General features: G+C 65.0%; 22 protein-coding genes. 6 read left to right on the top strand and 16 right to left on the bottom strand.

Annotation, left to right across the window (positions count from 1 at the left end; translation table 11 throughout):
• Positions 1 to 153: 153 nt before the first annotated feature.
• From GFS60_RS04490 to GFS60_RS04445, 10 genes are all read right to left on the bottom strand, one after another.
• Positions 154 to 1524, bottom strand: coding sequence for an FAD-binding oxidoreductase (locus GFS60_RS04490; RefSeq protein WP_159919157.1), 1371 nt, complete (start codon positions 1522 to 1524; stop codon positions 154 to 156).
• A gap of 82 nt (positions 1525 to 1606) precedes the next feature.
• Positions 1607 to 1933, bottom strand: a complete 327-nt coding sequence (locus GFS60_RS04485) for a putative quinol monooxygenase (protein ID WP_159919155.1) — start codon at positions 1931 to 1933, stop codon at positions 1607 to 1609.
• Positions 1934 to 2003: 70 nt separating this feature from the next.
• Positions 2004 to 3653, bottom strand: coding sequence for a chaperonin GroEL (gene groL, locus GFS60_RS04480; RefSeq protein ID WP_159919153.1), 1650 nt, complete (start codon positions 3651 to 3653; stop codon positions 2004 to 2006).
• A gap of 43 nt (positions 3654 to 3696) precedes the next feature.
• On the bottom strand, positions 3697 to 4722 hold the full coding sequence (locus GFS60_RS04475; RefSeq protein ID WP_159919151.1) for an NAD(P)-dependent alcohol dehydrogenase: 1026 nt from the start codon (positions 4720 to 4722) through the stop codon (positions 3697 to 3699).
• Positions 4719 to 5465, bottom strand: a complete 747-nt coding sequence (locus GFS60_RS04470) for an iron-sulfur cluster assembly protein (protein ID WP_159919149.1) — start codon at positions 5463 to 5465, stop codon at positions 4719 to 4721. The genes GFS60_RS04475 and GFS60_RS04470 overlap by 4 nt, the downstream gene beginning before the upstream one ends.
• Positions 5462 to 6508 carry an amidohydrolase family protein gene (locus GFS60_RS04465; protein WP_159919148.1) on the bottom strand — a complete coding sequence of 349 codons (1047 nt, stop codon included), beginning with the start codon at positions 6506 to 6508 and terminating at the stop codon, positions 5462 to 5464. The genes GFS60_RS04470 and GFS60_RS04465 overlap by 4 nt, the downstream gene beginning before the upstream one ends.
• A gap of 78 nt (positions 6509 to 6586) precedes the next feature.
• Entirely contained in the window at positions 6587 to 6928 is a 342-nt protein-coding gene (gene mimD, locus GFS60_RS04460; RefSeq protein WP_201453501.1) for a propane 2-monooxygenase effector subunit MimD, read from the bottom strand.
• On the bottom strand, positions 6925 to 8031 hold the full coding sequence (locus GFS60_RS04455) for an aromatic/alkene monooxygenase hydroxylase subunit beta (protein ID WP_159919147.1): 1107 nt from the start codon (positions 8029 to 8031) through the stop codon (positions 6925 to 6927). Before GFS60_RS04455 ends, mimD begins: the two co-directional genes overlap by 4 nt.
• 50 nt (positions 8032 to 8081) lie before the next feature.
• Positions 8082 to 9125 carry an FAD-binding oxidoreductase gene (locus tag GFS60_RS04450; protein ID WP_159919146.1) on the bottom strand — a complete coding sequence of 348 codons (1044 nt, stop codon included), beginning with the start codon at positions 9123 to 9125 and terminating at the stop codon, positions 8082 to 8084.
• An 84-nt stretch (positions 9126 to 9209) separates the two neighbouring features.
• On the bottom strand, positions 9210 to 10844 hold the full coding sequence (locus GFS60_RS04445; protein WP_159919145.1) for a methane monooxygenase: 1635 nt from the start codon (positions 10842 to 10844) through the stop codon (positions 9210 to 9212).
• Between the two features lie 981 nt (positions 10845 to 11825).
• Between GFS60_RS04445 and GFS60_RS04440 the strand changes: the two genes are divergently transcribed.
• Complete coding sequence (locus GFS60_RS04440) at positions 11826 to 12338, top strand: hypothetical protein (protein WP_159919144.1); 513 nt, start codon at positions 11826 to 11828, stop codon at positions 12336 to 12338.
• A gap of 192 nt (positions 12339 to 12530) precedes the next feature.
• Here the strand turns inward: GFS60_RS04440 and GFS60_RS04435 are convergent, their stop codons facing one another.
• The 4 genes from GFS60_RS04435 to GFS60_RS04420 all read right to left on the bottom strand — a co-directional run bounded on the left by GFS60_RS04435 (position 12531) and on the right by GFS60_RS04420 (position 17193).
• Positions 12531 to 13139 carry a DUF2867 domain-containing protein gene (locus tag GFS60_RS04435; RefSeq protein WP_159919143.1) on the bottom strand — a complete coding sequence of 203 codons (609 nt, stop codon included), beginning with the start codon at positions 13137 to 13139 and terminating at the stop codon, positions 12531 to 12533.
• Positions 13140 to 13182: 43 nt separating this feature from the next.
• On the bottom strand, positions 13183 to 13881 hold the full coding sequence (locus GFS60_RS04430) for a M23 family metallopeptidase (RefSeq protein WP_159926859.1): 699 nt from the start codon (positions 13879 to 13881) through the stop codon (positions 13183 to 13185).
• A 362-nt stretch (positions 13882 to 14243) separates the two neighbouring features.
• Positions 14244 to 16664, bottom strand: coding sequence for an ATP-binding cassette domain-containing protein (locus GFS60_RS04425; RefSeq protein WP_159919142.1), 2421 nt, complete (start codon positions 16662 to 16664; stop codon positions 14244 to 14246).
• Positions 16665 to 16743: 79 nt separating this feature from the next.
• Positions 16744 to 17193 carry a helix-turn-helix transcriptional regulator gene (locus tag GFS60_RS04420; protein WP_159919141.1) on the bottom strand — a complete coding sequence of 150 codons (450 nt, stop codon included), beginning with the start codon at positions 17191 to 17193 and terminating at the stop codon, positions 16744 to 16746.
• 202 nt (positions 17194 to 17395) lie between these two features.
• Between GFS60_RS04420 and GFS60_RS04415 the strand changes: the two genes are divergently transcribed.
• The 5 genes from GFS60_RS04415 to treS all read left to right on the top strand — a co-directional run bounded on the left by GFS60_RS04415 (position 17396) and on the right by treS (position 23450).
• Positions 17396 to 18682, top strand: a complete 1287-nt coding sequence (locus GFS60_RS04415) for a GTP cyclohydrolase II (RefSeq protein ID WP_159919140.1) — start codon at positions 17396 to 17398, stop codon at positions 18680 to 18682.
• Positions 18679 to 19944, top strand: a complete 1266-nt coding sequence (locus GFS60_RS04410) for a URC4/urg3 family protein (RefSeq protein ID WP_159919139.1) — start codon at positions 18679 to 18681, stop codon at positions 19942 to 19944. Before GFS60_RS04415 ends, GFS60_RS04410 begins: the two co-directional genes overlap by 4 nt.
• 20 nt (positions 19945 to 19964) lie before the next feature.
• On the top strand, positions 19965 to 20594 hold the full coding sequence (upp, locus tag GFS60_RS04405; RefSeq protein WP_159919138.1) for a uracil phosphoribosyltransferase: 630 nt from the start codon (positions 19965 to 19967) through the stop codon (positions 20592 to 20594).
• A 203-nt stretch (positions 20595 to 20797) separates the two neighbouring features.
• Positions 20798 to 21109: a hypothetical protein gene (locus tag GFS60_RS04400; protein ID WP_159919137.1), complete on the top strand. Its 312-nt coding sequence runs from the start codon at positions 20798 to 20800 to the stop codon at positions 21107 to 21109.
• A gap of 136 nt (positions 21110 to 21245) precedes the next feature.
• Positions 21246 to 23450: a maltose alpha-D-glucosyltransferase gene (treS, locus tag GFS60_RS04395; RefSeq protein ID WP_159919136.1), complete on the top strand. Its 2205-nt coding sequence runs from the start codon at positions 21246 to 21248 to the stop codon at positions 23448 to 23450.
• Between the two features lie 19 nt (positions 23451 to 23469).
• On the opposite strand, the gene GFS60_RS04390 is transcribed toward treS, so the two are convergent.
• The gene (locus GFS60_RS04390; protein ID WP_159919135.1) at positions 23470 to 23730 is read right to left on the bottom strand and encodes a HypC/HybG/HupF family hydrogenase formation chaperone; all 261 of its coding nucleotides are present in this window, start codon (positions 23728 to 23730) and stop codon (positions 23470 to 23472) included.
• 3 nt (positions 23731 to 23733) lie between these two features.
• On the bottom strand, positions 23734 to 24240 hold the full coding sequence (locus GFS60_RS04385) for a hydrogenase maturation protease (protein ID WP_159919134.1): 507 nt from the start codon (positions 24238 to 24240) through the stop codon (positions 23734 to 23736).

Genomic DNA, 24240 nt, shown 5'->3' with positions numbered 1-24240 from the left:
TGCATGAGCGTACGGCGTCTCAATGTGATACGGGTCTCAGTATGAGACACACGCCGAGCTACCCGGTGGTGGGGAGCACTGGCAGACTCAGGTCGTTGGCGTCGGACCGGGCCGCCGCGAGGACTACGGGATCGATATTTGCGGGGGTCGCGGTCAGATCGCGCGTCCCGGATTGAGAATCCCGGGAGGGTCGAACACCGCCTTGATCTGACCCATCAGCACTCGCTCGTGTGTGCCTACCATCGTCTCGAGGTAGTTGCGTTTGAGATTACCGACGCCGTGCTCCCCCGTGATCGATCCGCCCAGCGCCAAGCACCGGGTGACCATCTCGTCGAAGGCCTGATGTGCCCGTTCGGTGGCGTCGGGGTCAGCCGCGTCGAACACGATCGTGGGGTGGAGGTTTCCGTCCGCGGCGTGCCCGAAGGTGCCGACGAAAAGGTGGTGTCGGTCGGCGATACGGCTGATGGCGTCGAGCATGTGCGGTAGCCGGGGCACCGGCACTGCCAGGTCGTCGAGCAGCGTACTGCCGCAGCGTTCGAGGGCGGTCAACGCGACACGCCGAGCCTGCATGAGCCCGTCGCTTTCGACCGGGTCGGTGGTCACGAAGAGTTCGGTCGCCGCACAACTGCGGCATGCTTCGGCGATGCGATCGGTTTCCGCCTCCGCGGCCTCGCCGTCGCACTGGATGAGTAGCAGGGCACCGGCGCTCTCGTCGAGGCCCATCTGGGTCATGTCGTTGACCGCGGTGATCGTGTTGTGGTCCATGAGTTCGACCAGGCTCGGTTCGGCCACGTTCTGAATCGCCATCACCGCGTCGACGGCCTTGACGGGGTCAGCGAACGCCGCCACCACAGTGGATGCGTGCGCCGGTTTTCTGCGCAACCGCATGGTCGCCTCGACGATGACGGCAAGGGTGCCCTCGGACCCGACCAGCAGTTGCGTGAGGTTCAGGCCGGCGACGTTCTTGCGGGTGGCTGCACCGGTGTGGATGATGCGGCCGTCGGCGAGCACGGCTTTGATCCGGGCAACGTGATCGCCGGTCACCCCGTACTTGGCGCAACAGGGCCCACCGGCGTTTGTCGCGAGGTTCCCACCGATCGTGGAGATGGCGCGACTGCCCGGGTCGGGCACGTACCAGAGTCCTCGCTCTGCTACTGCAGTAGCGAGATCGCCGTTGATGACCCCGGGTTCGACCGTCGCGGTACGGCACTGCTCGTCGATCTCGAGAATGCGGTTCATCTTCTCGGTACTCAGGACAATGCACCCCTCGAGCGCATTGGCACCGCCTGCCAGGCCGGTCCCCGCTCCTCTCGTGACAACCGGAATCGTGTACCGGTAGGCAGTCTGCAGCGTCGTCACGACGTCGTCGACCGTCCGGGCACGAACCACTGCTATCGGTCGACCGGATGGCGAGAGCAGCGCCTGATCGCGGGTGTAGGCGATCATGGTGTCTCCGTCGGTCACCACAGCATCGCCGAGACCCGCAATCAGATCCGCTACGGGGCCGGTCGTCACCACGGTCATGCCTTGTCCTTCCGCACTGTTGTGTGTCCGTCACGGGTGCACCACACCGCGGTTTGCCTGGGCCGGTGTGGTGCGTGGCGCATTACGAAGCGATGTCCAACTCGCCCATGCGGGACCAGTCGTCGCCGGGAAGCTCGGTGTGGAGGATGCGCGGTGTCTCGCTCAGTGCCGGACGCATCGCGTCCAATCCCTTCCGGAAGTGGTCCGCAGTGACATGGTCGGAACCGGCCTGCCCGTCGGCGAATGCCTCGATCAGCACGAACTCGGCGGGATTGTCGGCGCTGCGGTGCCATTCGAACCAGAGATTGCCCGGTTCTGATCGAGTCGCGTCGGTGAACTCCTTGGTGATGAGCAACCAGTCGTTCTGGTGTTCGTCGAGGACGTTGAACTTCACCACAATGAAAATCACTATGCTTCACTTTCTTTCGGGCGAGTGGGTCACCGCCTCGCAGGACCCCGAGGCGGTGACCCACTGGTTTCTAGTAGATATTCGACGGGCGGACCATGCCTTCGGCGAGATCACCGAAACCGGGTGCCATGATGGCACCGGGATTGCCGATAACCTCCTCCACGACAGCGGTTTCGGTGGTGATCAGCAGTGCCGCGATCGAGGCTGCGCTTTCGAGTGCGGCGCGGGTTACCTTGAACGGGTCGATCACTCCGTCGTCGAACATGTCCCCGTATTCGCCAGTGAGCGCGTTGAATCCGTGCCCGAGCGGCAGGCCGGCGACCACCTCGACGACCTCGTCGCCGTCGAACCCGGCGTTGATTGCGATCCAGCGCAGCGGTTCCGGAAGAGCGCGACGCACGACGTCGCATCCGATGGCCTCGTCACCGGCTAGGTCGAGATCGGCCAATGCCCGATGCGACTGCGCCAGCGCGGTGCCACCTCCGGAGACGATTCCGGCCTCGACCGCGGCGCGGGTGGCGGCCAGCGCGTCGTCGACGCGCAGCATCCGTTCCTTGAGCTCGACACTGGTCGCGCCACCGACGCGGATGACGGCAACCCGCCCGGTGAGCCGGGCGATACGCAGTTCGAGGCTTTCCTGATCCGCCTCGATCCTGGCGCGCTCGAGCTGGGCCTCGAGCTGGGCGATGCGGGCATCGAGGAGGCGCTGGTCCCCGTGTCCGCCGACGATCGTGGTCTCGTTCTCGGTCACGGTGATGCGGTCACACGATCCGAGATGCTCGACGCTGATTTCGGACAGTTCGATGCCGGTGTCCTTGGCGATCACGTGCCCACCGAGTGCCACGGCGAGGTCTTCGAGCTCGGCGACGCGGCGGTGGCCGAAACCGGGGGCGCGCACGACCACCGACTGCATGGTCTTGTGCATGTTTCCGCCGACGAGCAGCTGCAGGGCCGGACCGTCGACGTCCTCGGCCAGTACCACCAGCGGTCGGTCGGCGCGTTTGGCCACCTCGATGCTCGGCATGATGTCCTGGACCTGGGTGATCTTCTTGTTCGTCAGCAGGATTAGCGGATTGGTGTGCACCGCTTCCATCCGCTCCGGGTCGGTGACCATGTAGCCGGAGATGTAGCCGTGATCGAACTCGATGCCGTCGACGATGTTGACCGACAGCCCGAGGGTGTCGCTCTCCTCGGTGGTGACGACCCCGGACTTGCCGACGTAATCAACCGCCGTCGAGATGGCGTGCCCGATCACTTCGTCGTCGCTGGCGGCGAGGGTTGCGATCCGGTGCAGTTCACTCTGCCCCCCGATCTGGGAGGCCTGCTCGCGGAGAGAATCGACGACCACGGACACGGCCCGCTCGATGCCGCGCCGCACCCGCATGGGGTTGGCGCCGGCATCGACCGAGCGCAGACCCTCGCGGACCATGGCCTGAGCGAGCACGGTGGCGGTGGTGGTGCCGTCGCCGACCACACCATTGGTCTTCATCGCCACCTCCTTGACCAACTGGGCACCCATGTTGGCGAAGGGTTCGCGGAGCTGGATCTCGCGGGCAATGGTCACGCCGTCGTTGGTGATCGTCGGTGGCCCGGTGAGCTTTTCGAGCACCGCGTTGCGCCCCTTGGGGCCGAGGGTCACCTTGACCGCGTCGGCGAGGGCGTTGACGCCCTGCTCGAGGCGGGCTCGGGCGTCCGTGTTGTACCGCAGCTCTTTCGCCATGGCTGATGTTTCCTTTCGTGCTTTCTTTCGCGGAGAGATGCGGTTAAGGGACGAGGATCGCCCGGCCGCGGACCCGACCGGCATCGAGATCGTCGAGGGCTTGCTGGAAATCCTCGAGCCGGTACCGGGTGGTGTGCAGTGTGACCTTGCCCTGGGCGGCGAGGGTCATGAGCTCCTGCAGGTCGTTGTAGGAGCCGACGAGATTTCCGATGAAGTTGATCTCGGTGGAGATCACATCGATGGTCGGAACGTCGAGGTTCTCGCCGTAGCCGACGACGTAGTAGTTCCCGGCGCGGCGCAGCATCGCGATCCCTTCGGCGGTGGCACCGCCTTCACCGACGAAGTCGACGACGGCTTCGGCGCCGTGCCCGCCGGTCAGGTCGAGCACCTGCTGGATGTGGGTGCCGTCGGCGACGATGCCGTGGTCGGCGCCGATCTTCACGGCGAGGTCGACGGCCGCGGGGTTACGGTCGAGCACGACCACGGTGACCCCGGAAATCGCCTTCAGGACTTGGATGCCGATGTGGCCGAGTCCGCCGGCCCCGATCACCACGCACACGTCTCCGGGGCGAGTGGTCCTGGCGACCTTGGCGACGGCGTGGTACGCCGTCAGGCCCGCGTCGGCGAGGGCGGCGACGTCGGCGGGTTCGAGCGAGTCGTCGATCCGGACCACGCTGCGGGCGGTGGTGCGCAGATACTCGGCATATCCGCCGTTGGTGTCGATGCCGGGGAACTTGCTGTTCTGGCAGTGGACGTCGTCACCGAAACGGCACGCCCGGCACAGCCCGCACGTGATCAGCGGGTGCAGGATCACCTTGTCGCCGACCACCACGTTGGTGACGGCGTCACCCACCGCGTGGACCCAACCGGCGTTCTCGTGACCAATCGTGTACGGCAGTGCGACACCGGACTTCTCCTCCCACTGCCCCTCGAGAACATGCAGGTCGGTGCGGCACACACCCGCGCCGCCGATCCGCACGATGACATCGAGGGGACCCTCGATTATGGGTTCGGGAATATCGGTGAGCTGCAGCTTGGTGTGGTATCCCACCACTTGCACGGCCTTCATCGCGGGCTCCTGGTTCTGAGATTGGTGATTCGCGGAGTGCTGCCGACGGATTCGCTGTCGGCGTAGCGGGTGGCGAGCAGGCCGCGGCAGAAGTGGGCGTTGCCTTCCATCGAAATGCGCACCGATTTGGCGAACCGCAGCCGCATCGGCACCGACTCCGCGGGGATGCGTTTGCCGGCGTCGTCGACGAACACCGGGCTGGCCGGGCAGATGCTCAACCCGATGCCGATTCTGCGTCGCAGCAACGCGGCCTTCGCTTTTCCGTCGGCGAGGTCGCTGAGAACGAGTCGGTAGATCTCGTTCACACCCATGTCGGTGGTCTTCAGGTGCGCCTCCACACAGCGTTCCATCGCCGCGGCATGTGCCTTGGACCGGAACGTTCGGCGCAGTTCGTGCAGACTCTCTTCCGCCTCGGAGCCGAACGTTCCGACGTATCCGGCGTCGGCTGCGAGGCCGGTATTGATCTTGTCGCTGTCGTGGTGGTCGTCGAGCATCACCCGCACCTCGCCGATGTCTTCGATCAGGCGCAGGGCGTCGAGGGCGTCGGATGCCATGAGGTAGGCGAAGTTCGGCGAGCAGAACGCGGTGGGCAGCCGCAGGTGCACGGTGACCCCGTCGTCGTCGAGGGTGACCGATCGGACGAAACCGAGATCGGTGATCGGCTCGTCCAGTTCCGGGTCGGTGACCGTCGACAGGGCCATCAGAACGTCCTCTTCGGTGAAGACGGCGGCGGCAGTGGTCATGACGGCACGGTTTCCCGCGCCCCGGCAGCGACCTCCACACCTTCCTGCCCGGCCGGCTCGGCCAGTTGCAGGTCCGCGGGAACGTCGATGTCGTACAGCGCTGCGGCGTTGAGGCCGAGAATCTTCTGCTTCTGCCGGGCGGTGATCGGGGCGTACTCGCCCTGCATGTCCTCGGGGATCTGGAAGTCGACGAACTTCTCGATCAGCCATTTCGGGGTCCACAGTGCGTAGTCGCTGCCGAACAGGATCTTGTCCTCACCGATCCAGTAGAGCAACTCGCCGATTATCTGGGCGAAGTAGCGGGGCCGGGTGTGGATGAACGGCAGAGCCACTGCCAATCCGCCGTAGACGTTCGACTCCTGGGTGGCGATCCAGCAGAAGTCCTCGAGCCGTGGCAGACCCACATGTTCGACGACGAAGCGCAGGTCCAGGTAATCGGTGGCGACCTTGTCGACGTCGGAGACGTCGAAGGCGTCGCGGTCGAGGGGACGGATCGTCGGGCCCTTGTGGACGTGAATGTTCTTGATCCCCAGCTTGATGCATTCTTCGAGGTAGCGCCGCGACCACGGGTCGTCGAGTTTGTAGCCGCGGGAGTCGCCGTGCCATTCGGCGGTGTAGAGCTTGACGCCCTGGAGGTTCATCCGGTCGGCGTCCTTGCGGAGTTGTTCGAGCCCGGCCTCCTCGTGCCGTGGGTCGTAGGCGTGGTTGTAGGTGAGCTTGCCGGGGTGTTTGGCGACCAGGGCGAGAGCTTCGTCGGTTTGCCCGAATCCGTTGTGGTAGAAGTCGCTGAGCAGGGTGGCCTGAAAGATCGCGTGGTCGACGTATCCGTCCACAAAGATGTCACGTTCGAAGCGGTCGCTGCCGTAGTACGTGTAGGTGTCGTAGTCCCACACGACCTCTTCGGGGCTGAGGTTCTTGTGATAGTCGTAGAAGCAGTCGATGAACTGCTTGCCGTGCACGTTCTTCTGGTTCGACTTGCGACCGTCCCAGATGTGTACGTGGCCGTCCACGATGAAGTATTTCCGACCGTCCTTCTGATACATCGCGTCCTCGCTTGGTCCTGGTTTTCGGGTGGGCTGGGGGTGTCCGGGGCCACCCTGCGTGGCCCCGGACAGCTGCGGTCAGTGCTCGGTGAGGTCGAATCCGATGTACTCGGCGGCGTCTTCGGGGCTGGCGAACAGCAGGGTCTTGTCGTCGAGGTGAACCATGCGCCCGTAATGGGTGGAGCTGATCTCCTCGAAGATGGAGCCGTCGAACTCCTCACCGAGAGCGTCGGTGAGTTCCTCGTAGTCGAAATTCAGCAGCTTCTGGCCGTCGACGCGGATCATCGACGGGTACTCGGTCAGCTCGACACCGTCCTTGGCGCCCATCACCTCCGCGACGACGCGGCCGATGGGGGTGTTCATCAAGGTGACGCCACACATGTTGGAGAACTCGGTGGTCGATCCGAATTGCATGGTCACTGGTCCAACTCCTTGGGGATGTCGAGCCCGAGGTCCTCGAGCAGAGAACGGAACTTCGCGGTTGCTGCGTCCAGACTGGTGGCGAAGGTGACCGCCTTGTCGGCCGGCTGCGACCAGATCGGCTGCAGTGCCCGGGCGGCGGCAAGGCACCGGGGCACCCAGGTGGCGAGCCAGGTGCCGAACAGCTCCTTGTTCGTCTCCCCGTGTTCGGGGTCGCGGGTGAGCAACCGGAACAGGTTGCGGCTGTAGTTGAGGTCGCGGTCGTAGTCGTGCTCGCCGGTGCCGACGATGGTGGGGGTGATGTAGTCGCCGTTGCCGGCGGCGATCTGCATGACCAGTTCGGTGCGGAACAGTGATCCCACCAGCTGCTCGAAGACGATGTTCGAGGCGAACAGCAGCTCACACCAGTCCGGAACCGCGGTGAGCCGTTCGACGACCTCCCGGGTGGGTTGCCACTCGGGAGCGGACTGCCACACCTCCTTGTGCGCGGCGCCGTCGAAGTTCTCGGTGGCCTCGGACAGGTCCAGGTTGAACAGTGCCAGGTCCTGGGCGAAACGCATCTTGTGGGCGGCGTTCACCGCGACGGCGGTGTTGATCATGTTGGTCGGGCAGGACCGCTGGATGGAGGTGAACACGTGCAGCGCCAGCCCGTTCTCGGCGTGCATCCACGCCCCCAGGTTGCGGGAGATGAACGTCAGCCACGGTGTGTTCCAGCCGTCGTAGACCCGGGCGCGTTTGGCGTTGGACAGGCACAGTTCGACCTGGTGGACGACCTTGGAGTTGTTACGGAAGATCGTCTGGTCCCACTCCTCGTTCGGGTCGAGGAAGGCGTGCCAGTTCGACGACTTCGCGGCCGTCCACTCCTGCGGGTAGCCGCCGGGGCCGTCACCGAATCCGTAAATCCAGCCCTGGGAGAGGTGCCGATCGGGGTCGGGCTGGACGTCGACCGTGACGTCCTCGTACATCGTCGACCGCTTCTTGGCGGGCGTGTAGTAGGTGAAGGTGCGGCTGCGGGAGCTGGGGAATTCCAGTGCACCGGCTTCGGAGTCGGTGAACTCGATCTTCGGAAAGCTCCGCTGCTTGGGCTCAGAAGTTGCGGTCATCTCGTTTCTCAGTTCTGTCGGTGAAAAGGATGGTGGTTTCCTCGGGGCGCCTAATCGAATGCGGGGCTGGTGAACTTGTCGTAGAAGATCTGGTCGTGCGGGGTGCCCTCCGCCTCGAGCAGTTCCAGGGCCGCGTCGACCATCGGCGGCGGCCCGCACAGGTACACCTCTGCCCGACCGAGCTCAGGTTCGCGGCGGCTGACGACATCGGTGACATTGCCGTCCTCGACGGCGATCGCACCCACCGGCGCAGGGTCCATCGATTCCGACAGGCAGGCCACGAACGTGAAGTCCGTCAACCCTTGTCCGAGTTCGATAATTTCGTCGAGATAGAACAGGTCCTGCGGGGTGCGGGCACCGTAGTAGAAATGCACGGGGCGGGTGTTGCCCGTCTCGCTCATGTGCCGCAGCAGCGACAGCAGCGGAGCCATCCCTGCGCCACCGCCGATGAAGACCATCGGCAGGACATGGCCGTCCTTGATGGTGAACGACCCGTACGGGCCGGTCAGGGCGATCTCGTCACCCACCGAGATCCCGTCGTCGAGCAGGCCGGCGAACTTGCCGCCGGGATACTTCTTGATCAGGAACTCGACGTGCCCCGGCGTCGATTGCGTTGTCGCCATGGAGAAGGAACGATGCTCGTCGGTGCCCGGGATGTGCAAGTCGGAGTACTGGCCGGGTCTGAATTCGTACGCCGCGGGTTCGATGGGCGCCAGCCGCAGCGACACGATGTCCTTGGTCATCGAATCGATCGCGGTCACCTGGGTGCGCACATCCTGGATGGGGACACCGCCGAGGAGTTCGTCCTCGTCGAAGTTGAGCAGTTCGATGGTGCAGTCGCTGTATGCGGTGGAACGGCACAGCAGGACGTGTCCGTCGTCGACCTCGGCGTCGTTGCACGCAAACGTCGAGTAATTCTCCATCTGGATATCGCCGTCGAGAACAAACGACTTGCAGGCCGAGCACCGCCCCTCACGGCACCCGTGCATCAGGTGAATGCCCTGCCGGAATGCGGCATCGAGGATGTACTCGTCCTCGCCGACTTCCATCTCGATATCGACGGGCTCGAAGTTGATTACGTGCTTGTCGGCCACGGGGTCTCTCCTGTGCTTGTGAAGTGAATGGTGAGGCGGCGGGTGGCGCCGGAAGTGGCCGCGGCGCCACCCACCGGGCCTGAATCAGGCCGGAACTGCGCCGCCGGCGCGGTACGCGGCAATGTGCGCGTTGCGTTCGGCGTCGGACATCTCGTTCAAGAGCACGTTCGGGCTCTGGAACGTGTTGCCACGGACGTCGTCGAGAGTCCACAACTTCTTCGGATCGTCCAGGTGCAGGTGCGGCTGACCGACGAGGGTCTTGCCGTCGTCGCGGACGTAGCCCAGGTCCTGCACGATGTCAGCGAGGTCCTTACCGTGATGCAGGGTCTCCCATTCACGGAAGCCGGTGAGCCGCCCCATGTTCGGAGTCGGCTTGCCCTGGTACTCGCTGCGGAACGCGACGGCGTCGGTCCAGTAGCAGGTCTCCGAGCAGTAGGTCCGCCACTGCTCGTCGACCTTCTCCACGACCATGTCCTCACGGATGAGCGCGGGCACCATGCACGTCCAGCAGCGGTGCGGGTACTGGTACCCGACCTCCTCGAACGCGATCGGCTTGTTGCGTCCGGGGTAGGCGAGGCGGTTGTACTCCTCCCACCACTTGCCGTACTTCGAGTACCAGCCCGGGTACTTGTGCTCGAACCACTCGAAGTCCTTGTCGGTCATCGCATCGATCCGCCAGTAGTTGACCGGCCACCCGGTGGCGAAGAAACGCGCTACCTCGTGGACGTAACCCTTCTCTGTGATCCGCTTCCACGCCTCTTCGACCAGGTCGTGCGGGATCGTCAGGCCGTACTTTTCGAGCGGGATGAGGTAGCTGCGGTAGTAATCGTCGTAGATCCACCGCCGCCACATCTCGGCGTAGCTCTCCCGGTCCTTGCGACGGTCCTTGGTGCCGTACTCGATGAAGGTGCCGATCGCGGCGTCGACGACGCAATGGTTGTTCCACCACGCGTACCGCAGGTCGCGTTCGAGCAGGGGACGGTTGCGTTCGTCGGCAAGGGCCATCAACAGGATCGAGTAACCGTTGGAGATGTGCCGCGATTCGTCGGACTGCACCGAGTGAAACACGGTGGGCAGCAGGTAATCACCATTGGCGGCGGCCTCGTCGGGCATGGCCACGAACAGGGTGTTCGTGAACGCGGTTTCGGCAACCACGGTCAGGTAGATGTTCGCCGAGGTGATCGCGTCGCCGGTAATGAAGCCTTCGCCGAACTGACGGCCGATGGTGCCGGCGTAGTTGTTCGCGAACGCCTTCTCCGTCATATCGAACCCGGCGGGATCGATGTAGTTGTTCATGTACAGCTTCTTGAGGTTCATCTGGATCGTCGAGTGCCGAACCTCGTCGATCATCTGCACCGCGAGCCCGTTGTGAATCTCCGGGTTCGGCACGGCGTCGATGGCCATCGGCATCGCACGGGCGGCCGAGATTTCCGGGAACGGAATGATCGACAGGAACAGCTTCTGCCATTCGAGCCAGCGCTGCTGAACCTGGCGGAACATGTTGCCGCGGATGGCGCCGTCCATGGCACCGTACACGCGGTTGTCCTTCTCTTCCTCCATCGGGAAGTAGGACCGCATGATCTGCTTGAGAGGGTCCTTCTTCGGAGCCTTCTCGAAGGTGTAGTCGGTGCCGAACCGGGTGGCCGGGGTCGCGAAGGTCGGATCCCATGACAGTTCGGTGATCTTCGCGTGGGCCTTTGTCAGGCTTTGCCTACTCAATGTGCGCCTCCTGAATCGGGTGCCGGCCGAGTGCCGGCGGTGGGGACGTTGTGCGATTGATTCAACCGCGTAATCCAGCTCACGAGCGTCTCAGTGTGAGACGGGCGTCACATTGAGGCGGTGTCGGGCGTCCGCACTCAGCTCTTCGACATGACGGACCTGTGAGGGTTTGCGTTTCGGCGAAGGATGGCGGTCATCGGGGGTGGCCCACCCGTTGAGCGTTCGTTCCACTGCAAGCAGTTGTCATCCCACATCGCTCCCCCTCGGCGGATGAACTGCCCCACTCCCGCGCGGATCTCGCAACTGACAACATTCCAAGACGCGGAGGTGAGGTAATTCGACGCACTCACACGTTCTCCGTGGAGACTTACTCCGCACCAGTGGTATTGGGTGCCGCCGATGTTTCGGATTGGCTAGTTCTTCTGGACCGCAGAGGATTACGTTCCGAATGTTGCGCGCCGCCCGCCAATCGCCCACTGATTTCATCATTCTCGACGGTGCACCGGGAGTATGCTGACTGCGGCGCCGCGGGGGGATTCAGCTCGAACGGTGGCCGCGGCCCGCGAATCATCCAGACCGGACATCGTTGCAGATGGCCGACGGTGTCCACTGCACCATCCCTGAACTGGGTACAGGGTTTCGGGGTGGCCGTCGCGCCATGCCGCGGAGATATCCCTTCTATCCCATGCTGCCATCGCAGTCATGTCGGTCGCCCCGCACGACCGGCTGCAATGGTCACGATCGGTTCTTGCTGCGCTGGCACAGATGTACTCGACCGAACGACGGATCACCGCCGATGGGCTCGGCCTCGAGGACATGACCGCCGCGACATGCAGCACGTTTTCTCACCATGAACTCACGAGTTCTGTCGGTCGCCGCCGATTCCGGTCGCGCGTTCAACGACACAAGGCCGAACGATTGCTGGGAAAGCGCTTTGCTTGACCTCTTGACTTGACCTGCTTGACCGAGGAGCATGGTGACATGAGTACACCACTCAAGAAGGTCGTCGACGATCAGCTCAACGCCAGCGGGATGGCCTCGGAGCAGCTCGACGAGGTCGACGCCAGCTACGTCGCCGCCGGCGTGAAGAACGTGCTCTCGAACCTCAAGGCACGTCGCGCATGGGAGAACCACATCGGCGCGATCTTGACCCACAAGCAGGCAGTCGACGCCACCGGCTGGACGAAGCAGGCCCTCAGCCAAGCAGTCAAGGAATCTCGCGTACTACGTCTGACCGCCGCCGACGGGACGATCGGCTACTGGTCAGGCGGATTGACCGACACCGCGCCCCACGTCCCGATCCGAGGGATCAAAGACGTCCTGAAGGCTTGGGCGTCCGCCGACGTCCAGGCCTGGACCATCGCATCGTGGATGTCGAGCCAACAACCAGAACTCGACGACCGCACTCCTAGGCAGGCCCTCCTCGACGGCGACACAGCCGATGTCGTCAAGCTCGCACGGCAGGCATCCGCTACTGGGCGCGACACGAAATGACCCACGTTCACGCCTGCTTCGCAGTGTTCGCGCAGAGTGGGGACCAGACCAGCACCGTGGCGATTCCCAGCGAATTCACAGCGCTCGAAACCGATGACCAACATCTACTACCTGTTGTGGGACTGCGGGTTCCACAGCTTCGACGCGGGGCTCAGCGCGCCGCCGGAGTGCTGTTGTTCGTCGGATCCGGTCTCATCGCGTTTTTCGGCGCTCAGCGCTTGCCCGCCATGCCCGCCCGAACTCCCGCATCATGAGTGGGTAGATGATCAGATGCCGGAAAGGCTTGATCGCTGCCATGTAGGCGGCCCCGAGCTTCCCGTTCCGTTTCACGAGTATGGCCATTTGGCCGCGGTAACCGCCCGCCTCGTCGGGCACCCAGCCGACATGGAGAATTCCGTGCACGGTCCGGTTTACAGCTTCGAGCGCCCACTCGTCGTCGAGTTGGTACAGCGAGGTGAACGGCAGCGTGTCAGTGGTGGGGCCGGGGCCGGGGCCGCCCGAGCTCGCACGCAGGTCGTCCGGCAACCGATCGGCGAGTGTGGGAGCGGGCACACGTGAACCGGCGTCCTGATCGTCAATCCCGAACACCTTGCCGAGCTCGAACCGAATCGCGAACAACAGGCGCATCGGCCACGGCCCGCGCCGCATCGGGTCGAAGGCTGTAATCACCTGCACCAGCCGGGGAAAGTCGTCCGGACCACCGGGTGTCGGTAGAGCCCACACATCCTCGAGCCGGAAGTCACGGGTGAATTCGTGGATTCGCCAGGGCCGAGATGTGTGCGCGCTCTTCGGCAGTCTCATCTGCGCATCGTAGGATGCGCGACTACGTCTGTATACGCGTGTCTCAGCCGCCGTGTCCGGGAACGGACACTCCGCGCGAGCTGAACCAGCCGACGGGATCGATCTTGGCGCCGTTGGCCGTCCACACCTCGTAGTGCAGGTGAGGTCCCGTCGACTGACCGCGGTTGCCCATGGTGGCGATGTGATCGCCCGCGCGGACCTGCTGCCCGACCGATACGAGGGACCTGTCGATGTGGCCGTACACGCCGATGGTGCCGTCGTCCTGCTTCAGACGGACCCACTGCCCGAATCCTGACGCCGGACCCGACTCGATCACCGTGCCGTTGGTGACGGCGTTGATCGGGGTGCCGATGGAGTTGGCGATATCGATGCCGTTGTGGTTCGTGCCCCACCGCGGGCCGAAGCCCGACGTGAAAGTACCGTCGGTCGGGAAGACGACACCCGGTCGACGCGCGGCTTCCTCAGCGGCAGCTCGTTCGGCGGCCTCGCGGGCAAGCCGCTCGGCCTCGGCCCTCGCCCGCTCGATCCGCTCGACCTCACGCTGGGTTGCCTGCTGCAGCTCGTCGGTGAAGTCGGTGAGTTCCGTACGCGGGAACTGCAAGACCTGGGGTGCCATCGAGAGCGACACGCCCGCCTCCGCAGCGGTAGGCGCGATGCCGACGGCCACATCGCCGGTGGTCGCGGACGCGATCGTGCTCCCGGCCACGAGCAATGCACTGGCGGCAAGCGGGACTGCTATCAGTCGGCCGCGAACGGTCTTCAGGTGGCGGCGCCGTAGGGCGCGCGGTGCTGGGTCGATTTTCCGGTGTCGAGACAAACCAGATTCCTCTGTCGAGCGGGGTAACCGGTAACGAATTGATCACGGTTTCGTCACAGGCTACTACGCGTTCGACAGGTTACGGCGCGTCGATTTGACAAGCCTGTCCTAGCCAACGCCGATTCATGAAATTTTATTGGAACACCAGTCCCGTAGGCACCAATCGATACCAACTGTCACGCAGAAGCGGTGACTGACCTCACAGTTAGGTCACAGGATCGACGTCGGATACGGCTCCGACAGGCGGGAACGAGACATCCCCGCCGTCGGTGTTCCGCGTAACTCGGTCAGGCGCCGACGTAGGCCGCGAGGTGCTCGCCGGTCAGTGTGGAGCGGGCGGCGACCAGATCGGTCGGCGTGCCTTCGAAAACGATCGTGCCGCCATCGTGACCGGCGCCGGGGCCGAGGTCGATGATCCAGTCGGCGTGCGCCATCACTGCTTGGTGGTGCTCGATGACGATGACCGACTTGCCGGAGTCGACCAGCCGGTCGAGCAGGCCGAGCAACTGCTCGACGTCCGCGAGGTGGAGGCCGGCAGTCGGCTCGTCGAGGACGTACACACCACCCTTCTCCGCCAGGTGGGTAGCCAACTTGAGTCGTTGCCGCTCGCCGCCCGACAGCGTCGTGAGCGGCTGGCCGAGCGCCAGGTAACCGAGCCCGACGTCGGCGAGCCGGACGAGGATCTTGTGCGCCGCCGGGTTCTTCGCCTCCCCGTCGCCGAAGAATTCCTCGGCCTCGGCCACGGACATTGCGAGCACTTCACTGATGTCGCGGCCACCGAGGTGGTAGTCGAGCACCGCAGCCTGGAACCGCTTCCCCTCGCACTCCTCGCAGGTGGTGGCGACACCGGCCATCATCGCCAGGTCGGTGAAGATGACACCGGCGCCGTTGCAGGTGGGGCAGGCGCCCTCGGAGTTGGCGCTGAACAATGCAGGCTTGACTCCGTTGGCCTTCGCGAAGGCCTTGCGGATCGGATCGAGCAATCCGGTGTACGTCGCCGGGTTGCTGCGCCTCGAGCCGCGGATGGCGCCCTGGTCCACCGACACCACGCCGTCCCGCTTGGCCAACGAGCCGTGGATCAGTGAGCTCTTCCCCGACCCGGCGACACCGGTCACCACGACCAGCACGCCGAGCGGTACGTCGACGTCGACGTTCTTCAGATTGTGGGCGTTCGCACCACGAATTTCGAGCGAGTCGGTGGAGGTGCGCACCGATTGCTTCAGCACGGCCCGGTCATCGAAATGACGGCCGGTGATGGTGTCGCTGGCTCGCAGGCCCTCGACGGTGCCCTCGAAGCAGACGTGCCCACCGGCGGTACCGGCGCCAGGGCCGAGGTCGACGATGTGATCGGCGATCACGATCGTCTCCGGCTTGTGCTCCACGACGAGCACCGTGTTGCCCTTGTCCCGCAGACGCAGCAGCAGGTCGTTCATTCGGTCGATGTCGTGCGGGTGCAGGCCTGTGGTGGGCTCGTCGAAGACGTAGGTGACGTCGGTCAGCGAGGACCCGAGATGGCGAATCATCTTGGTGCGCTGCGCTTCACCGCCCGACAACGTGCCGGACGGCCGGTCGAGGCTCAGGTAGCCCAGCCCGATCTCGACGAACGAGTCGAGGGTTGCGCCCAACTTCTCCAACAGGGGCGCCATCGACGGTTCCTTCACACCGCGCACCCACACCGCGAGGTCGCTGATCTGCATCGCGCACGCGTCGGCGATGTTGATGCCCTTGATCTTCGACGATCGCGCGGCCGCACTGAGGCGGGTGCCGTCGCAGTCGGGGCAGGTGGTGAACGTGATCGCCCGCTCGACGAACGCGCGGATGTGCGGCTGCATCGCGTCGACGTCCTTGGACAGGAACGACTTCTGTATCTGCGGGATCAGCCCCGTGTACGTCAGGTTGATGCCCTCGACCTTGATTTTGGTCGGCTCCCGGTGGAGCAGGTCGTGCAGTTCCTTCTTGGTGTACTTACGGATCGGCTTGTCGGGGTCGAAATACCCGCAGCCGCGGTAGATGCGGCCGTACCAGCCCTCCATGCTGTAGCCGGGGATCGTGAGCGCACCCTCGTTGAGCGACTTGCTGTCGTCGTAGAGAGCGGACAGGTCGAAGTCGGTGACCGAGCCCCTGCCCTCGCAGCGCGGACACATGCCGCCGGTGATGCTGAAACTGCGCCGTTCCTTCGTCTGCTGGCCACCGCGCTCGATGGTGACCGCGCCCGCACCCGAGATCGAGGCGACGTTGAACGAGTACGCCTGGGGCGAGCCGATGTGCGGCTTTCCGAGCCGGCTGAACAGGATTCGGAGCATCGCATTGGCGTCGGTGGCGGTGCCGACGGTGGAGCGGGGGTCGACGCCCATCCGCTGCTGGTCGACGATGATCGCCGTCGTCAGCCCGTCGAGTACGTCGACGTCGGGCCGGGCAAGCGTCGGCATGAAGCCCTGAACGAAGGCGCTGTAGGTCTCGTTGATCATCCGCTGCGACTCCGCGGCGATCGTACTGAACACCAGGGAACTCTTGCCGGAGCCGGACACACCGGTGAACACCGTCAGCCTGCGTTTCGGGATTTCGACGCTGATGTTCTGAAGGTTGTTCACCCGCGCACCCTGCACGCGGATCAGATCGTGGCTGTCGGCACGATGCTGCGCCGGCGACTCCGAGTTGTCCCCTCGCTGCGCTCGCCCCGCCCTGTCCGTCCTCGTCGCCGTGCTCATCGTGTCTCCCCTCGGTTCCGCGGGCCGCCCCTCGCGGTCTCCGTCAGCGTCGTGCGCGCGCATCTACTCGATGCCGCAGTCACGTTAGCTGTGGCTCGGGTGCCGACGCTTCTCGATTCCTGATCGGTCTGGTCACCTGTTTCACCACGCAGGACGGCATCCCCGCCGTCGCGTGCTCCGCCTCGCGGCGATAGACGCTCGGCGGAACACCGACCAGCTCGGTGAAGCGGGTGCTGAAGGTACCCAGCGAAGAACAGCCGACCGCGAAACACACCTCGGTGACACTGAGGTCGCCACGACGCAGCAGCGCCATCGCGCGTTCGATACGCCGCGTCATCAGATAGGAATACGGCGACTCGCCATAGGCCAGCCGGAACTGGCGGCTGAGGTGCCCCGCCGACATGTTCACACCGCGGGCGAGCGCCTCGACGTCCAGCGGCTGCGCGTACTCCCTGTCGATCCGGTCGCGAACGCGGCGCAGACGTGCAAGGTCCTGCAGGTGCTGCGCTGAGGCGGGTCTGCTGGTCACCTGCTCGATCGTGCCACGCCGCACCGCAGTTGCCCAGTGCCCACCAATCCAGCCGGAACGGCAGACCCGGCGGACGTGCACGCCACGCGATAGTCGCTGCAAATAGCTATGCTTGCGTCTCCGGTGGCCGGCAGCGTCCGGGCGCGGGAGAAACGTTCCGGAGGCGTGCCTCGTCGCCGGGCCGTCGTTACGGAGGAACGCCATGTCCGCTGAAGTCGTCCCCACCACACCGTCGCCTGCCACGCCCGAAACCGCCAGCGGGCACATCCGATTGACGTCGCACAGCGGCGGCGTCGGGTCCCTGCCGATTCGATGGGGCGCTCCCACGGCTGCCGAGCGCGGACCGGTGGTCGGCACCACCACCAATCGCGCCCACCGCAACGTGGTCGGCACGCACAGCGGCTCCTACAGCATCTACCGGGCGCTGGCGGTCGCGGCCGGCGCGCTGTCGCGCCACCACAAGGCCGACCTCACGAACACCGCGCCTACCAACATCATCGGCCCGTACCCGCAGTGGAGCGAGCCCGGCAAAATCGTGAGCCTCGACCCGTGGGGCGCCATGGTGGCGGAGGTATTCGCGGCCGAGTTGGCCGCCGGCCACGACATCCGCCCCAGCATCGCCGTGACCAAGGCACACGTCATGCTGCCGGAGATCATGGATGCCATACAGAAAGGCCGCCTCCGCCCGGACGGCCGTTTCCTGTTCTCCAACGGTGCTGCGCTGGTCAGCAAGGTGGCGATCGAACCTGTCTGGCACCTGCCGGGTGTGGCGGAGCGCTTCCACTGCAGCGAGTCGGATCTGCGCCGCGTGCTGTTCGAGGAGACCGGGGGCATGTATCCCGAACTCGTGACCCGCTCGGATCTCGAGGTGTTCCTGCCGCCCATCGGTGGGCAGACCGTGTACATCTTCGGCGACCCACGCGATCTGGCCGATCCTGCCGTGGAACTGACGGCGCGCGTGCACGACGAATGCAACGGCTCCGACGTCTTCGGCTCCGACATCTGTACCTGCCGCCCGTACCTGACGCATGCGATCGAGGAATGCATCCAAGGTGCGCAACACGGCGGGGTCGGCTTGGTGTCCTACTCCCGCAAGGAGGGCCGCGCGCTGGGTGAGGTGACCAAGTTCCTGGTTTACAACGCCCGCAAGCGTCAGGTGGGCGGCGACACCGCGGACCAGTACTTCGCCCGCACGGAATGTGTCGCCGGCGTGCAGGACATGCGCTTCCAGGAGATGATGCCCGACGTGCTGCACTGGCTGGGGGTGCGCAAGATTCACCGCCTGGTTTCGATGAGCAACATGAAGTACGACGCCATCACGGGCTCGGGCATCGAGGTCGGGGAACGGGTGGACCTGCCCGACGAGCTGATCCCGGCCGACGCGCGGGTAGAAATCGACGCCAAGATGGCGGCCGGTTACTTCACGCCGGGCGTGGTGCCGAGCGCCGACGAACTGACGAAGGTCAAGGGCCGGGAGCTGGACGAATGAGCATGCTCGGCGTCGGCCCCGACGTCGACACCGGGCGGGCCGAGGGCGCGGCCGCGGCGCTGCGCACCACGACCGCTGTGCGGGAACGCTCAGGGCAACTGCTGCGCCGCGCGCGCGAGGGCGGCTCGCACTGGTTCAGCGTTCACGACGACGCCTTGCAGACTGCCGCGGCCGAGGTGGTCGACGTGACCCGTGCGCGCTATCCGGACCTCGCGATTCCCTACCACAGTCGCTGGCGGCATTTCGAGGCCGGCGGCGTCGACCGCAAGGCCGACCTCGATGCCCGGCTGGCCGGGTTGGACGTGCAGGCCCGCGCCCGCGCGATGATCGATCTGGCCGTGGTCAGCGTGCTGCTCGATGCCGGGGCGGGTCCCGACTGGCATTACGACGAGGAGCCCGGCGGGCAGCGGTTCGCCCGTTCCGAGGGACTGGGTGTCGCCAGCTGGCATGCGTTCGTCGGCGGCCTGTTCTCGAGCGACGTGGAACACCCGCTGCAGGTCGATGCGGCCGCGCTACGGAGCCTGGACACCCACCGGCTGGCCGAGTTCTTTCAGGTCGGCCCGTCCAATCCGTTGGTAGGACTCGAAGGCCGGGTGCTCCTGCTGCGCCGGCTGGGCGACGCACTCGCCGCACAACCCGCGGTGTTCGGCCCGCACGGGCGGCCGGGTGGCCTGTTCGACCTGCTGACAGAGCCGCACGGCTCGGCCACGTCGTCAGTGGCGGCCCACGACATTCTTTCCCACGTTCTGACGTCGCTGTCGGGCATCTGGCCTGCAGACAACGTCATCGGCGGTCAGCCCCTGGGCGACTGCTGGCGCCACGAGGCGGTGGTCGGGCCGGGCCTGACCCGAGGCTGGATTCCGTTCCACAAGCTGTCGCAGTGGCTGACCTACTCGCTGCTGGAGCCCTTCGAGTGGGCAGGCGTGCCGGTGGTCGGGCTGGACACCTTGACCGGCCTGCCCGAGTACCGCAACGGCGGTCTCCTGCTGGACACCGGGGTACTACGCCTGCACGACCCGACCTGGGCCGCACGCCGCTGGACGGCCGGCGACGAAGTGGTGGTCGAGTGGCGTGCGCTGACGGTCGCGCTCCTCGACGAACTGGCGCCGCTGGTGCGCGGACGGCTCGGCGTGGACGCCACGCAGCTTCCGCTGGCCTGCGTCCTGGAGGGCGGCACCTGGGCCGCAGGCCGCGCCCTGTCCCAGCGGGCGAGAGGTGGGCTGCCACCGCTGTCCATCGTCAGCGACGGCACGGTCTTCTAGAGCGAAACGGGGACGGATACATGGGAACAGTGCACGTGATCGATCACCCTCTGGTACAGCACAAGCTCACGATGATGCGCCGTAAGGATGCCTCCACCAACAGTTTTCGACGACTAACCAACGAGATCTCCGCGTTGATGACCTACGAGGTCCTGCGCGACATTCCGATGCAGGACATCGACATCGAGACGCCGATGGAAGTCACCACCGGCAAGGTGATCGACGGCAAGAAGCTGGTGTTCGTCTCCATCCTGCGCGCAGGCACCGGAATCCTCGACGGGATGCTGACGATTGTGCCGGGCGCGCGCGTCGGCCATATCGGTCTGTACCGCGATCCCAAGACACTCGTCGCAGTGGAGTACTACTTCAAAATGCCCGGCGATCTGCACGAGCGCGACGTGGTGATCGTCGACCCGTTGCTGGCCACCGGCAACTCCGCCGTGGCGGCGGTGGAGCGGCTGAAGGAATGCAGCCCCAAGACCATCAAGTTCGTCTGCCTGGTCACCTGTCCCGAAGGCATTGCCGTCCTGCAGAATGCTCATCCCGACGTCCCGATCTACACCGCCGCTGTCGACCGGCAGCTCGACGAGCACGGCTACATCCTGCCCGGCATCGGAGACGCGGGCGACCGGATCTTCGGCACCAAGTAACCGAATCGTGCCACCGCTGACCGTGCCGCTTGCACAGACGAGTTCGAATCCAGCCTCAGCTTTCGTGCTGGTGGGCGGATGATTCCGGGCGCGTTTCGGATGATGATTGTTCTATCGGAAACGGAACACAGAGCGGGGGAGCCCGGCATCGTCGAACCGGTCAGGGGAAGCCGGCCACAATCGGACCAGAGGTGAAGCTAGAGATGAACGGTTTTGTACTGCGCACGGTTATTGCGGCGGCTGCGATCACGGTCGCGCTCGGCACCGGCGTCGCATCGGCGGGACCTACCCTTCACGGAGACCCCGCCACTCCCGGCACGCAACTGAATGTCCGCTCGCACGATCAGCACAGTTACTCCTGCGGGACCATCGGGGTCACCGGCGGTGGAGTGGGAACGGCTCCCCCGAACAGCATCGGCCAGTCCAACAGTGTCTTCTTCGGCAGCGGCCCGGTCCAGGGAGGTTGCGTAGGTAGTGACGGGTCGGTCCACTTCCCCTCCGGACACGCCCACTGATCCCTTCGGACACGCCCACTGATATCGAGGCAATACCGGGTCAGGGCTTCCGTCCTCGAATGCGACTCGGACCGAGAACGTCGATTGTGCGTCACTATCGACGGGTACCCGGTTACCGAGAAACAGACGGAGGAACATGAACCCTGAGGTCCATCACGAGCCCAGTGAAGTCAGTTACGACGAGCAGTTCTACCCAGCACGACCACGACCTCTACGTCCGTCCGTCCGGCGTAGCCCGCGGGTGGACACCCAGTCCGGTGACGCGCACCCGTCGAATCCCGCCTACGTGGATTGGCTCATCAAGCAGTCCATCCTTCATGACGCAACTCAGATCGCCGAGCAACTGTCCGGTAAGGGCAGCATGTGGCAGAACCCGTACGCGGACCCGAACCCGCGAGCGGCTGTCGAGCGTGCGCCCGTCTGGTTCACCGCATACCCCATATCGATCATCACAGCTCCGGGCGCCAGTTTCCTGGCCTCACTCGGCGACGAGGCCCTGTGGCAGGCCTTCTCACAGATCGGCGTGACCGCAGTCCATACCGGGCCCGTCAAGCAGGCCGGCGGCATCAACGGCTGGCAGTCCACCCCGTCGGTGGACGGTCACTTCGACAGAATCAGTATGCAGATCGATGCCGCCTTCGGCACCGAGGAAGAGTTCCGTCGCCTCTGCGTCGTCGCCGCAGCGTATGACGGCACCGTCATCGACGACATCGTCCCAGGCCACACCGGCAAGGGCGCGGATTTCCGTTTGGCGGAGATGGCGTATGCGGACTATCCGGGGATCTACCACATGGTCGAGATCGAACCCCCGGACTGGCACCTACTCCCCCGTGTGCCGGAGGGCCGGGACTCGATCAACATCGACGCCGAGACCGAGGCCCAGTTGGCGCGTGCCGGCTACATCATCGGCCAACTCCAGCGCGTGATCTTCTACGAACTCGGTGTCAAGGAAACCAACTGGAGCGTCACCCCCGTCGTCACGGGAGTAGACGGCGTCGACCGGCGCTGGGTCTATCTGCACTATTTCAAGGCGGGTCAACCGTCCATCAACTGGCTCGATCCATCCTTCGCGGGTATGCGCCTGGTCATCGGAGATGCGTGCCATTCACTGGCCGACCTCGGGGCGGGGGCCCTGCGACTCGACGCCAACGGCTTCCTCGGTGTCGAACGGCGAACGGAAGGACCGGGGTGGTCGGAAGGACATCCATTGTCGGAAGCTGCCAACCATCTGATCGCGAGCATCGTCCGCAAGATGGGCGGCTTCACCTTCCAGGAGTTGAACCTCACCATCGACGACATCAAGGAGATGGGCACCAGCGGCGCGGACCTGTCGTACGACTTCATCAACCGCCCTGCCTATCACCATGCCCTGGTGATGGGCAACACCGAATTTCTTCGCTTGACCATGAATCTGGCGCGCGATCACGGCGTCGATACCGCATCCCTCGTCCATGCTCTGCAGAACCACGACGAGTTGACGTTCGAGCTGGTGCACTTCGCCACCCTCCACAAGGACGACGAATTCGTCTACGGCGGCGAGCCGATCAAGGGGTCCCAGCTCGGTGACCGCATCCGTAAAGACTTGTGCGAACGTCTCACCGGGCGATGGGCGCCGTACAACCGCACCTTCACCACCAACGGAATTGCCTGCACCACAGCCAGTGTCATCACGGCCACGCTCGGAATCCGGGACCTCGACCGGATGACGGCCGACGACGTCGCGATGGTCGAACGCGCGCATCTCCTCCTCGCGATGTACAACGCCCTTCAGCCCGGGGTGTTCGCGTTGTCCGGCTGGGATCTGTGCGGGCTGCTGCCGGTACCCGTCGACGACGTAGCCGACCTCGTACGCGAGGGCGACACGAGGTGGATCAACCGCGGCGCCCACGACCTCATGGGCGTCAATCCGGAGGCCACCCGATCGGAGTCCGGTATTCCGCGGGCCACCAGCCTCTACGGCACCCTGCCCGAGCAGTTACGGAATCCGGAGTCGTTCGCCTGCAAGCTGTCCCGGATCATCGAGGTTCGAAATCGCTTCGGGATTGCGACAGCCGTGCAGATCGATGTCCCGACGGTCTCTCACAAGGGATTGCTGGTCATGGTGCACCAACTCGCTGACATGAGCACCCAGGTGACGGTCTTGAACTTCACCTCCGAGGAGATCACCGCAACGGTCCAATCGCAGCATCTCCCCGCCGGTGCGTCCGCGTACAACCTCTTCACCGACGAACTCGTCGGGACCGTCGACGAACTCCACAGCTTCCCGGTCACACTGCACGCGTACGAGGGCGTCCCCGTCATCCTGAAGGGCCCGCGCAGCGATGAGACACTGATCCCGTGACCGGACCAGAGGACCCTGTTCATGCCTGGTCGTCGTCTGCCGACCGCGATCGCCCCATCATCTCCAGTCCGGCCATCGCCCTCTCGGCACCGGCTTCGTCGACCTTCTCCATGGCGAACCCCATGTGGATCACGATCCAGTCACCGGGCTCCAGGTGCACGTCGTCGTCGAGCATGCCGATGTTGACGCGCCGCTCCTCACCGACCACATCGACGAGGGCCAACTGGTTGCCGTAACCCTCGAGCATGCGCACCACGCGGCCGGGAATACCGAGACACATGAGTCAGCTCTCCTTTCCCTCCGCTTGCAGAGCGGCACCGGCGTCGAGCAGCTGCTGCACCACGTCCAGCACCGCCTCGACGGCCGGCTCCACGGCGGCCTGGACAGGTACCGACAGTCCGATGCCCTCCTCCGTGTTTTCCACCTGACACCCGAGCACCACGGTCCGCGGCAGGGTGCCGCCCAACGCCTGCAGGCTGGCGAAGACGGCAGCGGGGTCCATGCTGTGTGCGTCGAGAGGGGCGTCCGGAATAGAGTCGGGCTGCACTTCGACGGCACTGAGCGCGCCGGGGGCACCTCGGTTCGGAACCGCGTCGACAAGGAGGAGCGCGCCCCACCCGTCGAGCAGTTCGTAGGCCAGATGGGTTCCCCGGATGCCGAAATCGACAGCGCGGACACCCGCCGGCAACGGCCTGGACGCGACTGCACGCAGCACTTCGGGGCCGAACCCGTCGTCTCCGAAAAAGATATTGCCTACCCCGGCAACAAGAACTCGCCTGTCCACCGTCAT

It is taken from the genome of Rhodococcus sp. WAY2 (assembly GCF_009859915.1).
In the GTDB taxonomy this organism is placed as follows: domain Bacteria; phylum Actinomycetota; class Actinomycetes; order Mycobacteriales; family Mycobacteriaceae; genus Rhodococcus_F; species Rhodococcus_F oxybenzonivorans.
The sequence above is the reverse complement of the archived record's forward strand: the minus strand, read 5'-3'. Positions and strand labels throughout refer to the sequence as shown.